At 65.5% G+C, this 13,529-nt stretch carries 13 protein-coding genes; 9 read left to right on the top strand and 4 right to left on the bottom strand.

Going from position 1 to position 13,529, the window contains the following annotated elements:
- Positions 1 to 270: 270 nt before the first annotated feature.
- From ON32_RS17190 to ON32_RS17210, 4 genes are all read left to right on the top strand, one after another.
- Positions 271 to 1,164, top strand: a complete 894-nt coding sequence (locus ON32_RS17190; RefSeq protein ID WP_051133345.1) for an RNA polymerase sigma-70 factor — start codon at positions 271 to 273, stop codon at positions 1,162 to 1,164.
- Between the two features lie 90 nt (positions 1,165 to 1,254).
- The gene (locus ON32_RS17195; protein ID WP_157224217.1) at positions 1,255 to 2,025 is read left to right on the top strand and encodes an IQM protein middle domain-containing protein; all 771 of its coding nucleotides are present in this window, start codon (positions 1,255 to 1,257) and stop codon (positions 2,023 to 2,025) included.
- 97 nt (positions 2,026 to 2,122) lie between these two features.
- Complete coding sequence (locus tag ON32_RS17200; RefSeq protein WP_051133346.1) at positions 2,123 to 3,394, top strand: MFS transporter; 1,272 nt, start codon at positions 2,123 to 2,125, stop codon at positions 3,392 to 3,394.
- A 245-nt stretch (positions 3,395 to 3,639) separates the two neighbouring features.
- The gene (locus ON32_RS17210) at positions 3,640 to 4,116 is read left to right on the top strand and encodes a hypothetical protein (protein WP_040791905.1); all 477 of its coding nucleotides are present in this window, start codon (positions 3,640 to 3,642) and stop codon (positions 4,114 to 4,116) included.
- A 128-nt stretch (positions 4,117 to 4,244) separates the two neighbouring features.
- Here ON32_RS17210 and ON32_RS17215 read toward each other — a convergent pair whose 3' ends face one another.
- Positions 4,245 to 4,967 (bottom strand): GbsR/MarR family transcriptional regulator, encoded by a 723-nt coding sequence (locus ON32_RS17215; protein ID WP_040791906.1) that lies wholly within the window; start codon positions 4,965 to 4,967, stop codon positions 4,245 to 4,247.
- 377 nt (positions 4,968 to 5,344) lie between these two features.
- On the opposite strand from ON32_RS17215, the gene ON32_RS17220 reads away from it, so the two are divergent.
- Positions 5,345 to 6,160: an alpha/beta fold hydrolase gene (locus tag ON32_RS17220; protein WP_040791907.1), complete on the top strand. Its 816-nt coding sequence runs from the start codon at positions 5,345 to 5,347 to the stop codon at positions 6,158 to 6,160.
- A gap of 427 nt (positions 6,161 to 6,587) precedes the next feature.
- On the opposite strand, the gene ON32_RS17225 is transcribed toward ON32_RS17220, so the two are convergent.
- Positions 6,588 to 7,217, bottom strand: coding sequence for a TetR/AcrR family transcriptional regulator (locus ON32_RS17225; RefSeq protein ID WP_040791908.1), 630 nt, complete (start codon positions 7,215 to 7,217; stop codon positions 6,588 to 6,590).
- A 109-nt stretch (positions 7,218 to 7,326) separates the two neighbouring features.
- Here ON32_RS17225 and ON32_RS17230 point away from each other — a divergent pair, with 109 nt between their 5' ends.
- Positions 7,327 to 8,511 (top strand): FAD-dependent monooxygenase, encoded by a 1,185-nt coding sequence (locus ON32_RS17230; protein WP_040791909.1) that lies wholly within the window; start codon positions 7,327 to 7,329, stop codon positions 8,509 to 8,511.
- A gap of 142 nt (positions 8,512 to 8,653) precedes the next feature.
- On the opposite strand, the gene ychF is transcribed toward ON32_RS17230, so the two are convergent.
- The gene (gene ychF / locus ON32_RS17235) at positions 8,654 to 9,733 is read right to left on the bottom strand and encodes a redox-regulated ATPase YchF (protein ID WP_040791910.1); all 1,080 of its coding nucleotides are present in this window, start codon (positions 9,731 to 9,733) and stop codon (positions 8,654 to 8,656) included.
- A gap of 263 nt (positions 9,734 to 9,996) precedes the next feature.
- Between ychF and ON32_RS17240 the strand changes: the two genes are divergently transcribed.
- A complete protein-coding gene (locus ON32_RS17240) occupies positions 9,997 to 10,839 on the top strand; it encodes a helix-turn-helix domain-containing protein (RefSeq protein ID WP_040791911.1) in 843 nt (280 codons plus the stop codon).
- A 4-nt stretch (positions 10,840 to 10,843) separates the two neighbouring features.
- Positions 10,844 to 11,272 carry a VOC family protein gene (locus tag ON32_RS17245; RefSeq protein ID WP_040792004.1) on the top strand — a complete coding sequence of 143 codons (429 nt, stop codon included), beginning with the start codon at positions 10,844 to 10,846 and terminating at the stop codon, positions 11,270 to 11,272.
- A 26-nt stretch (positions 11,273 to 11,298) separates the two neighbouring features.
- Here the strand turns inward: ON32_RS17245 and ON32_RS17250 are convergent, their stop codons facing one another.
- Positions 11,299 to 12,261: a helix-turn-helix transcriptional regulator gene (locus tag ON32_RS17250; protein ID WP_040791912.1), complete on the bottom strand. Its 963-nt coding sequence runs from the start codon at positions 12,259 to 12,261 to the stop codon at positions 11,299 to 11,301.
- Positions 12,262 to 12,316: 55 nt separating this feature from the next.
- On the opposite strand from ON32_RS17250, the gene ON32_RS17255 reads away from it, so the two are divergent.
- The gene (locus tag ON32_RS17255) at positions 12,317 to 13,453 is read left to right on the top strand and encodes an epoxide hydrolase family protein (protein ID WP_040791913.1); all 1,137 of its coding nucleotides are present in this window, start codon (positions 12,317 to 12,319) and stop codon (positions 13,451 to 13,453) included.
- Positions 13,454 to 13,529: the final 76 nt, after the last annotated feature.

Genomic DNA, 13,529 nt, shown 5'->3' on the forward strand with positions numbered 1-13,529 from the left:
CGGGGCCTTTCGCTCGAATCCGACAACTGACCGGATGAAACCACCCGGCCCCTGGGTACGGCCGGCATTACGGTCACCCGGATCCGAATGGCTGCCCGCGTGCCCGAGGCGTCGCCCGAACCGATGCCCGTATCGACCCGTGGAGTGACAACCGTCACGGAAGTCCGGTGTCACAGAATGTGGTGAGCCGGTGTCCTATGGGAAATATCCGGATCCGAAGAGACAGGAGCCGCTCATGACCTGCCCGTTCTCCGCCCCGGACGCCTGACCATGAGTGCGGACCACCGCCCGGACCCGGCGACCGAGGCATTCGTCACCCACCGCAATCTGCTGTTCACCGTCGCCTACGAAATGCTCGGCTCGGCCGCCGACGCCGAGGACGTACTGCAGGAGACCTGGTTGCGCTGGGTGGACGTCGACCTCGACACGGTACGGGACCAACGCGCCTACCTCGTCCGTATCGCCACCCGTCAGGCACTCGGTCGCCTGCGCACACTCGGTCGCCGCAAGGAGTCCTATGTCGGCCCCTGGCTCCCCGAACCACTGCTGACCACACCCGATGTGGCCGAGGACGTCGAGCTGGCCGAGAACGTCTCCATGGCGATGCTGCTGGTGTTGGAGACGCTCGCCCCCACCGAACGGGCGGTGTTCGTGCTCCGCGAGGTGTTCGACCTGTCCTACGACGAGATCGCCGAGGCCGTCGACAAAACCCCGGCCGCGGTCCGCCAGATAGCCCATCGGGCCCGCGCCCACGTCGCCGCGCGTCGACCGCGTGGCGTGGTGTCCCGGTCCGTGACCCAGGGCGCGCTCGAGGCGTTCCAGCGGGCGGTCGAGACCGGTGATATGCAAGGCTTGCTGGATATCCTCGCGCCGGATGTCGTCTTCCTGGGCGATGGTGGCGGAATCAAACGGGCGGTGTTGCGCCCCGTCACCGGTATCGATAAGGTGGCCCGTCTTCTGGCCGCAGGCCTCGGCTCGATCGGAACCATGTCGCCGCAGCCGGTCCACATCAACGGCTATCCGGCGCTGATCTTCCGGTCGGGCGACGAGATCGATACGGTGCTGGCACTGCGCGTCGACAACGGTCTCATCACCGGTTTCTACGCGGTGCGCAATCCCGAGAAGCTGTCACATGTGCAGCACGCGACCGCTTTGCAACGCTGAGATCCAGCGTCGCCACCGGGCGTGCCGTAACGTTGCCTCGTAATCACCTTTGGTTCGGGCCCGAGGCTCACGGCTGGCGAGGTGTGGACGGTGGAGCCGGAAGATTTCTCGGGCAAGACCCCGGCTCGGGCAATTGACGAAGTCGTCAAGGCCGCGGTTCGCCTCACGGATGGAGCAGCGCAGGCCGCGGCTCGTCCATTGCGAGAAATGGGCGACACGCTCGACCCGGGAATCGTGCGCACCATCGATACCAGCAGAGACGCTTCCGCTGCGCTCGATACCCCCACGATGAATCTTCGCCGGACGTCGACGGACAGCGACGACGAAGGTGTCGAATATTGGGAGCCCGATACCCAGCACTGGATCGAACCCGAAACCCGACGATTCGACACGATCGAAATGCAAGACGGATATATCGGGGAGGATATCCCCGGACAGGTTTCGGAGAGCGGCGTTCGATACCTGCGCACCGAGGCGGAGCGGCAACCGTTCCGCCTCGAAGCACGCGACGGTCTTCTCCACGATGCGAATGGCAACCTCTTCGATACCAGGGACGCTCGCTATTTCAACCTGCTCGGGAGTCGGCTACGCAGGGCGATATTCGTCATGGATGCCGACGGAAACCTGTACGCCTCGTTGTTCGCGAAGCGACATGTGTTCCAGCATTCCAGTTTCCTCGCAGGAGGACCGGTGGCCGGGGCGGGTGAGATAGAGGTCGTGGACGGCAGAATCACCTTGCTCACCGACAACAGCGGCCACTACATGCCCAAGCGGGACCACACAATGCAAGTGTTGGCCCGTCTTCGGGAGCTCGGGGTGGATATCGATATGGATCGGGTGGCACTGACGGCCTCCGACTGAGCTCGGCCGCGTGGTCTCGCCCGGCCTGCGGAAAGGCACACGTCCGCTACGACGTGCGCGGTCGGCGCGGCCCTTCGGGATCTGTCAGGATGGCCGCATGAGAACCATGGCTCGGTCCGGCATGCTCCCCGCCGGAACTCTGGTTCTGCTGAGTGCGCTCTATTTCGCGCAGGGACTGCCGTACGGGTTCTTCACCCAGGCCCTGCCGGTGGTGCTCCGCGAATCCGGTTTCTCGCTGATCGAGATCAGCGCCACCGGGGTCCTGTTCGCGCCGTGGGCCCTCAAATTCCTGTGGGCACCCTATGTGGACCATTACGGAACCCGACGACAGTGGTTGCTGTCGCTACAACTCACCGCCTCGGCGGTAACGCTCGGTCTTGCCTGCCTGGACCTGGCGTCGTCACTACGCCTGCTGCTGGTGGGGGTGGCCGTGGTCAACGCGGTATCCGCGACGCAGGACATCGCCACCGACGGCCTCGCCGTCCAGCTACTCGGACCGCGACAACGAGGTTTGGGCAACGGTATTCAGGTCGGCGCCTATCGGATCGGCATGATCGTCGGCGGTGGGGCGTTGCTGTGGCTGTTCTCGCTCGCGGGGTGGCGCAGTCTGTTCGTCGCGATGTCGATTCTGCTGTTGCTGACCACCGTCCCGGTGTGGTGGTCACCTCGTACCCCGATCGGCGGCACGTCGAAGGCGTCGACGCCGAATCCGGGTCGGTTGTTGCTCGGATGGTGGCAGCGGTTGCGTCGACCGGGCATGGTCGCGTTCATCCTGCTCATCGGCGGCTTCAAATTCGGTGACTCGATGGGCTCGGCGATGGTCGGCCCGTTCATGTCCGACACCGGGCTCACCCTCGGCCAGATAGCCCTGGTCAAAGGGGTGCTGTCCTCCGGCGGCGCGCTCGTGGGCGCGGCCCTGGGCGGGTGGTTGGGCTATCGGTACGGCCGGCGGCGCGCCCTGCTGATCGGAGGCATCACCCAGACCGTCGCCCTGGCCCTCTACCTGCTCGCCGCATCGGGGATCGGCGGATTCGAGCTGATCGTCACCGCGAGTCTGGCCGAACACATCCTCGGCGGCGCCGCGACCGTCGCGGTGTTCACCCTCATGATGGATGCCGCCGACCTCGACCATGCGGGCAGCGACTACACCTTGCTGGCGTGCGCGATCGTGACGGTGCAGGGGATGGCGGGCTTCGCCGCCGGGACGGTCGGCGAACTCCTCGGATACCCGGCACTGTTCGGGTCGAGCCTGGTGCTGTCGGGAATCGGCTGCGCCGCATTGGTGATCGCGATCGATCGAGGTGTCGGCCCGGCAGGTGTCCACACGGTCTGGCATCCTCCGGCCCGACCGGTCGTCGAGTCCCGGTAACCGGCCGGCCGGAGATGTTCGTGCCATCACCGGCGGCGGGAAATGGAAGGATCCACCGAGCGGACGATGCCGCATGTCGCGATAGCGCTCGGTTCGGATACGGCGACGGTATGGATCGAACAAGACGACGCCGATGCTCTCGCCGAGCTCTACGATGAGGCGGTGGCGGCGGTTCGGGCCGACCATTCCCGCGATGGCCGGCCGATGCACCGCCCGCCATACCGCACGACCGAAAGAGCCGCCAGTTGGAAGCACCGGACAATCGCCTCGATCGACTCCCTCGATCGCTCACCGAACTGAAAGCGATGTTCGGTTCCCTGCCCGCGGGCGACGAACCCGTCGGCGACCATCGGGCCGAATTCATCGGTCCCCGACCGCTCCGGGGCGCCGCACCCCGGGCGATTGCGCTCGGCGGTATGCCCCGGTGGTACGGGAAGCGGTTCGCCGGGGACGGGACCGCGGTCAATCTGCTCCGCGCTTCGGCCGCCGCCGACGCTCCCCTGCTCGAACGACTGCCCATGACCGTCGGTATCGAACCCTCCTGGTGGGACGGACAACCCGCGATCGTCGTCTCCTACGGCTCCGCCGGACCGATCCCGTGGCGATGGGTTCGTGACGAATTCCGGGCCCTCGAGGCGGGGATACTCCTCGGGCTCACCTTCGCCGGTGGCCGCTGGTCGCGCCATGCCGCCGCGCCGTTTCTGCTGATTCGGGAGAGCTGAACCACCCGATTCGGCTCCCGGGGATCGGCGCGGAGTTCCCCAGGGCAGGCATGTGCATGCACTACCGCTGCGTCCCGAGAACAGGATTCGCCGGACGAGGCCACCGCGCCGATAGCGAGGACTCGTGACTATCGCCCGGTGTCCCGGGCGGCCAGGTGTTTTTGCCAGCGTTCCATGGCCTGCCGAAGGGCCTCGCTTATGAAAACGAGGAGTTCGGCGGAGGATTCGAAGCGGGCACCCGCCGGGGTCTCGGGCCCGAGGACCTCGGCCGCGCGCCGCGACGCGGCCATCAGGGCGTCGTTCATCTGCACGGATTCGAGGAGGGAGCGGAGCCAGATCTCGTCATCGATCACATAGCGTTCGCGGCGCTCACCGGGAACGCGCTCCCTCCTCAACATCGCCTGCTGTTCGAGAAACGCGACGGCGTGCGATATCGACGCGGGACTGACTCGAAGCCGTTGCACCAGTTCGGCGGCGGTGAGTGCGCCGGAGTCGGCGAAGTACAGGCAGGCCAGCACCCTGGACTCCATCCGGGGCAGCCCCTGCCGCACGAGGAGCTCGGTGAAGGATTCCGTCATATCCTGAACCGCCCGGGGATCGCGGCCGTATTCGTCGCCCGGAAGCGGCGGCACCGGAGGTCGGTCGCGCTTGCGTCGGCGCGCACGCTCACGGGTGGCCTTGTGCGCTCGGTCCGCCCGGTACTCGTCGGGCCCGCCATTGCGGGTGACCTCCCGCATGATGGTCGAGGCGGGCCGCCCCAACCGCCTACCGATTTCCGCGTATCCGAGCCCCTCGGCCAGCCCGGCGGCGATCTGCCGCCGATCCGCGTCGGTGAGCCTGCCTCCAGGCATCGGTGCCGGCCTCCCATCTGTCGACATACGCGAAGCTCAGCGCCCGCGCACCCGCCGTTCAGTATGCATTCATCCCAATCTCATTGCAAAGAAGAGCCGGGTCCTCATTGCGTTCATAAACATTATGATTGCAATAAACGCCATGAGATCCCGGGTTAACTGGTAATATATCCGACATTGCTTATTGACAGATTTATAAACGCAATCTATCTTCATAGATGTTCAGCGATTACCAAATGCTAAAGGGCGCCGCGGTCGCCACGCCGGGAACCACGGGACGAGATCCCCGGACCCCTACGCGCCACCCACCGAATCCATAAGCGCCATACCGCCACAGGTCTCGCAGTTCACCCACCGCACGCAAGGAGATTCAGAAAATGCCCACTCCGAAGACTGCCGATTCGATCTGGACCGGCATGGTCACCGTGGACGACACCGAACTGGCCGTGACCGATACCGGCGGCTCCGGCCGTCCGGTCATCTACCTCAACGGCGCCTACGCCGACCAATCGCACTGGCGGCGAGTGACCGCCGAACTCGGCCCCGACTTCCGACACATCACCTACGACGAACGGGCCCGCGGCAGATCGAAGCAGTCGGCCGACTATTCCTTCGAGGCATGCCTGCGCGATATCGACGCCGTCCTCGCAGCACGGGAAGTGGATCGGCCGATCCTGGCCGGCTGGTCCTATGGCGCGACACTCGCCGCCCACTGGGCCGAACGGAATCCCGATCGCGCGGTGGGAGTGGTGGCCGTGGACGGCGCCATGCCCTATGGTCTGACCGGCGAGGAAGGCCGCGAGCGTATCCGAAAACTGTTTCGCCGGATGCGGTGGCTTCTGCCCCTGGTCCGCCCTCTGGGCCTGGCCGCACACATGTCCGCCGACGAACACGCCGAGGTCAATATCGAGATCAACGAGCTGGTCGCCGCCATAGCCCCGGTCCTCGACCGCGTGACCTGCCCAGTGCGCTATGTCCTGGCCACGGGCGCCAATCTCGGTGGAGGCGAAGCGGAAATGGAAGCGGTGCGTGCCTCACTCGACCCGGTACTCGCCCGCAACCCGAATATCCAGGTCAGCGCAAAGGTCGCGAGCAACCACTCGCACATCCTGCGCAAGGATTTCCGCGCCGTCGCCGCGGCCGTACGAGAAACGGCAGCGGTTCCCGATCGGCAGGATTCGTCGAACCATTGACGGTCGAGTGCACAACCGACCGGTCGCGGTGAACAATGCCGAATACGAACCGATGAAACCCGGCGCACCACGTGATGGGACGAAATCCCGCATATCGACGCCCTATGGTGGCCATTGAAGGACATGCATCGCGACGGCATGATGTCCATACCACGCCCCCCATGCTGCGTGACACCTGCATCACGGATCCGACCTACTGGATCCTGGTGCGTGAAGCCCTGGAATGATCGCGCGCTGTCCGACACCGGAGGAATGGTTCGACCCAACCGGAATCAGGTTCGCCGACGAGCGGGAACCGACCGAGTACCTGCGGGCCTTCCACGACTATCCGGTCGGTTCCGGTCGGAACCCAACCGGAACCGACCGGATGGTCGCGGAAGGCTCGCATCACACAACTCGACATGCGGTTCGAGTGCAGAACGCCTCGTCATGCCGACCGATACGCCCGGAGAAATGCCCGCACCCCCTCGACGATGAGGGGTCGGACCCGGCTGTCATCCGTCGCGTTCGCCAACCCCAGCCTGTTCAGCGCGACTCCGAAGGTGAGAGCGAGGAAGTGGTCTGCCGCCAGTCTCGGATCGGCGATATCCAACAGGCCCATTCGAGCCAGGGCCGCGAAACGCCGACCGAGTTCTTCTTCCGGCGCATCGGTCAGGGGGTTTCCAGGACGCAACTGTTCGGTGGAGTCACTGCGAACGAGTCGCCGCAGCTCGCTGTATTCCTCCGAATCGAGCATATCGGTCGCGATCCGCATCGAGAACGCGATCAGGGCGTCCTCCAGTTGGTCGGCTCCGGTGAGATCGGTCAGTGTTTCGTCCAGGGTGCGCCGGACCGTGGTGAGCAATGACTCTGCGGTCGCTTCGACAACGGCTCGCCCCAGCGCCTGTTTGTCGCCGAAATAGTCGTAGATCGTCCGCTTCGACACCTGCGCACGGGACGCGACCGCATCGACACTGGTGCGGTCGAAACCCACGCTGAGGAACAGCGCACGGGCCGCCGAAAGGATCGCGGCCCGTTTCGACGCAGACCCCTCCCGCACTGTCTTCGTAGTCGACATGCGCTGATCTTAACTTTCTACACTACACGGTGTAGTGTAGTTACCTGAGGGCGCAACAATGCGCATGCGGCCCCGCACATCGTTCACTTCGCGAGAAGAGGAGTTCGAGATGACCATTACCGCGAAGCGCAGAGTGTTGATCTGCGGTGCGAGCATCGCGGGTCCGGCATCGGCATTCTGGCTGAACCGTTACGGATTCGAGGTCACCGTCGTCGAGCGGGCGAGCACGCCCCGCACGGGCGGATACCCCATCGACGTGCGCGGCACCGCGATAGAGGTCGTTCGACGGATGGGGCTGCTACCGATACTGCGAGAGGCGCATATCTCCACGAAACGGATCACCTTCCTCGATGCCGACGGCGGTACGGTGGCGGAGCTCGACCCACTGATCGTCGTCGGCGGCTCGGACGGAGATCTCGAGCTCGCACGAGGTGATCTCGCCAATACCCTCTACACGGCGGTCCGCGACGAGGTGGAATTCCTGTTCGACGATTCCATCGCCACACTCGCCGAGCACGACCACGGCGTCGACGTCACCTTCGACAGCGGCACCTGCCGCACCTTCGACCTCGTACTCGGCGCGGACGGTATGCATTCACGCATCCGCCGGCTCCGGTTCGGCCCGGAACAACAGTTCCACCACTATCTCGGCTACTGCTTCGCCGGATTCGGTATGCCCAACACCTACGGGCTCACCAACGAAGGCGTGGTATGGAATACACCGGGTCGGGGGGCGGCCCTCTACACCGCGAAGAACAACGGTGAACTACACGCGCTGTTGAACTTCACCCATCCCGAACCGCCATTCGACATCCTCCGGAACCCCGACGCTCAACGCGACCTGGTCGCCGACGTATTCGCCGACGCGGGGTGGGAGATCCCCACCATGATCGACGTCATGCGCGACGCGGATGACCTGTTCTTCGACACGGTTGGCCAGATCCGCATGCCGAAGTGGTCCCGAGGCCGGGTCGCACTCGTCGGTGACGCCGCGTACGCACCGTCGTTCCTGACCGGACAAGGCTCCAGTCTCGCCCTGGTCGGTGCCTACATGCTTGCCTACGCACTGGCCGAATACCCCGATCACACGGCGGCATTCACCGCCTACGAACGCAACCTGCGCGACTTCGTGACCGCGAACCAGGCGCTGGTCGGCACGGGAAGTGCCGCATTGTTCCCCAGCACGGCACGCGATCTCGAACAACGCAACAACAGGCTCCGCGAACTCGGTTCAGCGCCGACGGTCAACGAAAGCCCCGCGCACTCGGCCCTGACTCTGCCCGACCGGTCGTGACCGACGCGTCATCGACGCTGGTGATTGCCATTGATTCCCCCTTACGTTGGTTATACGACCAACGGCAGCGAATGACCGGCCACACACCACGCCTCTGCTCACGGACATACCGCGCTATCGGGCATCGAATCGAAGCGCTCGGTTATACGTTGAACCTGAACTCGACCACGTCGCCATCTGCCATAACGTAGTCCTTGCCCTCCATTCGGACCTTCCCCGCCGCCTTCGCCGCGGCCATTGATCCGGCCTCCACCAGGTCGTCGAACGCCACCACTTCGGCCTTGATGAAGCCGCGTTCGAAGTCGGTGTGGATGACCCCCGCCGCTTTCGGCGCGGTGTCGCCCTGGTGGATGGTCCAGGCACGAGCCTCCTTCGGGCCGGCGGTGAGGTAGGTCTGCAAGCCGAGGGTGTGGAACCCGGCGCGGGCCAGCGCGTGCAGACCGGGTTCGGACTGCCCGATGGATTCCAGCAGCTCGGCCGCCGATTCGGCATCGAGTTCGAGGAGCTCGGCCTCCACCTTGGCGTCGAGGAAGACCGCGTCGGCGGGAGCGACCGAGGCCCGGAGTTCGGCGATCTTCGCCTCGTCGCCGAGGACGGATTCGTCGGCGTTGAACACGTAGAGGAACGGTTTGGTGGTCAGCAGCGAGAGCTCTTTGAGCAGGGTGGTGTCCACCTCACCGGAAGCGGCGAAGAGGGTGCGACCGCTGTTGAGGACCTCCTGAGCCTTCTTGGCGGCCTCGGCGACGGGTTTGCGGTCCTTTTTGACCTTGGCTTCCTTCTCCAGGCGGACCACCGCCTTCTCCAAGGTCTGCAGGTCGGCGAGGATCAGCTCGGTTTCGATGACCTCGATATCGGCGGCCGGGTCGACCCGACCGTCCACGTGCACCACGTCGTCGTCGGAGAAGACGCGGACGACCTGGCAGATGGCGTCGGCCTCGCGGATGTTGGCGAGGAATTTGTTGCCGAGCCCGGCGCCCTCGGAGGCGCCCTTGACGATGCCCGCGATATCGACGAACGAGACCGTGGCGGGCACGGTGCGGGCGGAGCCGAAGATCTCGGCGAGTTTGTCCAGCCGGGGATCAGGCAGCGGGACCACCCCGACGTTCGGCTCGATGGTCGCGAACGGGTAGTTCGCGGCGAGTACGTCGTTGCGGGTCAGCGCGTTGAACAGCGTGGACTTTCCGACGTTGGGCAGGCCGACGATTCCGAGGGTGAGACTCACGAGGATAGGAGTCTACGCGCGCGCCGACTCGGCGCGGCCAGGGCCCGGGCCGCGTCTACCTGCGAGCGTGCGGGGGCCCGCATGGAGTCCGGCAGCGGTGTCGTCCTCCCGCTGTTCGATCGCAGCCCGGGTTTCGCTCGCCACCCTCCTTGGCGACAATATAAAAGTAGACAATATAAGAGTAATTTACTATCTTTCTCTCATACAGGCGTGTGGAGACTTCGGAAGCCGAACCTGTCCGAGGGACGGCGTAACGTGACGCCATGGAGTCGACCTCGCAGGTGGTGACGGCCCGGCCGGCGCCGGTGCTTTCCACCTTCATCGACCGTTACCTCGGCTACCGCATGTCCGGATTCGCACCGGGGCTGCATCGTGGACTCCCCTCCCGGCATATGACCTTCATCGTCGCCATCGGTCCAAATATCGATGTGGTGGCCCAGACCGACAATCGACAGGCTCCGGACAGTTACCGCTGCGTCCTGAGCGGCCTCCAGGACGGGCCGGCCCTGATCTCCCACGGCGGTGTCCAGGAGGGCATCGGAATCGAACTCACCCCGTTGGGCAGTCGAGCGCTGTTCGGAATGCCCGCGAGCGAACTGTGGAACACATCGGTCGAGTTCACCGATGTGGTCGGGCCGCTGGGGCACCGCCTGTGGGAGGAACTGCACGAACACACCACCTGGGCGGATCGGTTCGCGGCCTGCGATCGGGTGCTGACCCGCCTCGTGGTCCCGGAACGGCTGGTCGCTCCCGAACTCGCCTGGGCCTGGCGGACGGTGGTGGGATCCGACGGCGCGGTATCGGTCGGCGCGCTCGCCGAACGCATCGGATGGAGCCGCCAACACCTCACCAAGCGATTCGGCACCGAGTTCGGGGCGAGTCCGAAACTCGCGGCCCGGATCGCCCGGTTCGAACGCGCCAAACGAATGCTGTCGAACGCTCCATCGTTCGTCTCCATCGCCCAGGTCGCGGCGGCATGCGGTTACTACGACCAACCGCACCTGAACCGAGACTTCGCCGAACTCGCCGGTTGCAGCCCGACGGCCTGGTTGGCGGAGGAGCTTCCATCCGTACAAGACCCGGCCGAGGGTGAGCGGCGACGCTGAGTTCATGACCACAACGAACGAAGCAACCACGACAACGACATCCGCCCCGGCCGTCTGGCCCTGCCTGGCCTTCCGCGATGCCCGCGGCACCGCCGACTTCCTGGTCGAGGCATTCGGTTTCGAGCCGACCGCCCTGTACACACGGGAAGACGATCCGACAGTGGTCGAACACGGCGAACTACGTTGGCCGCTCGGCGGGGGGATCATGTTCGGGACGGCCGGTAGGGACACCGGCCTGCCCGATAATCGGCAACCGGGCACCGAATCCGTCTATATCGTCTGCACCGATCCGGATGCCCTCTATGAACGGGCCCTCGCGGCCGGCGCGAAAACGGTGCGCGGTCTCCGCGACGAGGACTACGGATCACGCGAATTCACCGTGGCCGATCCGGAGGGCAACCACTGGAGCTTCGGAACATACCGGGGGAAGTGAGTCGGGTCACCGGACGATCGAGCGGGTCACACCGGCGGCAGGGCGGCGGCGCGGTGGTATCGGGTCGCGAGTCGTCGCAAGTGCCCGCGGAGTTCACCGGGGCTTTCGACGGTGAAGTCGAGGTCGAGCATGCCGATATAGGCGGCAATGGTCTGTAGGGTGTCGGCGCCGGTCACCAGCACGCTGGTGTGGTCGTCGACGGCCTCGACGATTCCGACTGCCGGGTTGATGCGATTCAGAACCTCCACGGCCGGTGCGTCGATACGCAACCGGGCGTGGACGTTCCACCCGGAGGCCGCTATCCGTCGCATGGCGAACGTGGTGAAATCCCCGCCGGGGACGGGAATGGGACGGAAGAGGCGGCCGGTGCGCATACGCGGCCGGAGCCGGTCGGCCCGGTAGACGTCCCAGGTTCCCGTTCGCGGATCGCGGGCCACCAGATACCAGCGGCGCTGCCAGGCGAGGAGCCGGTACGGCTCGACCAGTCGCGGCTCGCCGTCGTACTCGAACCGGAACCACTCACCGGCCCGGACGGCGGTGGCGATGGCGTGCAGGACCTTTGCGTCGACTTCCGGGTCGGGGGCATCGGTGCCGGTGTTCTCCGGGGCGTGGTCGATCGCGCGGGACAGCGCGTCGACGGTCGGGCGCAGCCGGGATGGCAGGACCTGCTCGAGCTTGGTCAATGCCCGACCACCGGCGGCCTCGATTCCGGGTACGGCCGATAGTGAGCGCAAGCCGATCGCGACCGCGACGGCCTCGTCGTCGTCGAGCAACAGGGGTGGCAGGCGACCACCGGCACCGAGCCGGTAGCCCCCGTCCCGACCGCGGGTCGCCTCGATCGGATAGTCCAACGAACGCAGGCGTTCGATGTCGTTCCGAATGGTTCGCGCGGACACCCCCAAACGTTCGGCGAGTTCTGTTCCGGGCCATACCGGCCTGCTCTGTAGGAGGCCGAGCAGGATGAGCAGACGTGCCGCGGGATCCGCCAAAATTCCTCCGATATCAGGAAAAGATCCTGCCTATTATGCGGATAGCGTCAGCGATATGAACAGCACGACGCCGAACGACATCCACCCCTTCCACATCGAGATCCCGCAGGAAGCCCTCGACGACCTCGACCGGCGGCTCGCCCACACCCGCCTGCCGCAACCCGCCCCCGCAGACGACTGGACCACCGGCACCCCGAACCACTACCTGCGTCATGCGGTCGAACAGTGGCGGCGTTTCGACTGGCGCGCCTTCGAGAAACAACTCAACGAGCTGCCGCACCACATCACCGAAATCGACGACCAGCCGATCCATTTCATCCACGTCACCTCACCCCACTCCCAGGCGACACCGCTCCTGCTGGCCCATACCTACCCCGGCTCGTCGGCGGACTACCTCGACCTGATCGATCGGCTCGTCGACCCAGAAGCGCACGGCGGACGAGCCGAGGACGCGTTCCACGTCGTCATCCCCGACTCCCCCGGATTCGGCTTCTCCCAACCGGTCCGCCACACCGGTTGGAACACCGCCCGCACCGCCCGCGCCTACGACACCCTGATGCGCCGACTCGGTTACGACAGCTACGGTGTCCACGGCTCCGACCAAGGCGCCATGATCGCCCGCGAACTCGGGCTGCTCGAACCGGCCGGATTCCTCGGACTCCATGTCCTGCAGCTGTTCTCGTTTCCCTCCGGCGACCCCGCGGAGTTCGAAGAACTCGAACCCGCCGACTACGCCGGTCTCGAGCACATGCAGTGGTTCCAGAAGGTCGGCGGCTACAACGCCATGAACGCCGCCCGCCCGCAAACCATCGCCGCGGCCCTCAGCGACTCCCCCGTCGGCCTGCTCGCCTACAGCGAACTGTTCGAATCGTTCGGCAACGGCACCTCCCGCGTCCCGCTCGACTCGATCCTCGCCGCGGTCGGTATCACCTGGTTCACCAATGCGGCAGCCGGTATGAGCCGCGCCTACTGGGAGAACGCGCAGGTCACCGCCGAACCGCGCATCAACCACGCACCCACCGGCGTGGCCGTGCTCGCCGACGATTTCCAAACCATCCGGGTCTTCGCCGAACGCGACAACGACAATATCGTCCACTGGAGCCGCTTCCCCGAAGGCGGACACTTCGCCGCCATGGAAGTGCCCGATGTCCTGGCCGGCGATATCCGCGCGTTCTTCGCCGGTCTCCGCTGACCGAGAACCGGCCTCTTCCCATCGCTGCCGCGTCCAACCCGGTACGCCATACTTCAGGGTCGGACGCGAAAGGATC

The organism is Nocardia paucivorans NBRC 100373 (assembly GCF_000308675.1).
Taxonomy (GTDB): Bacteria; Actinomycetota; Actinomycetes; order Mycobacteriales; family Mycobacteriaceae; genus Nocardia; species Nocardia paucivorans.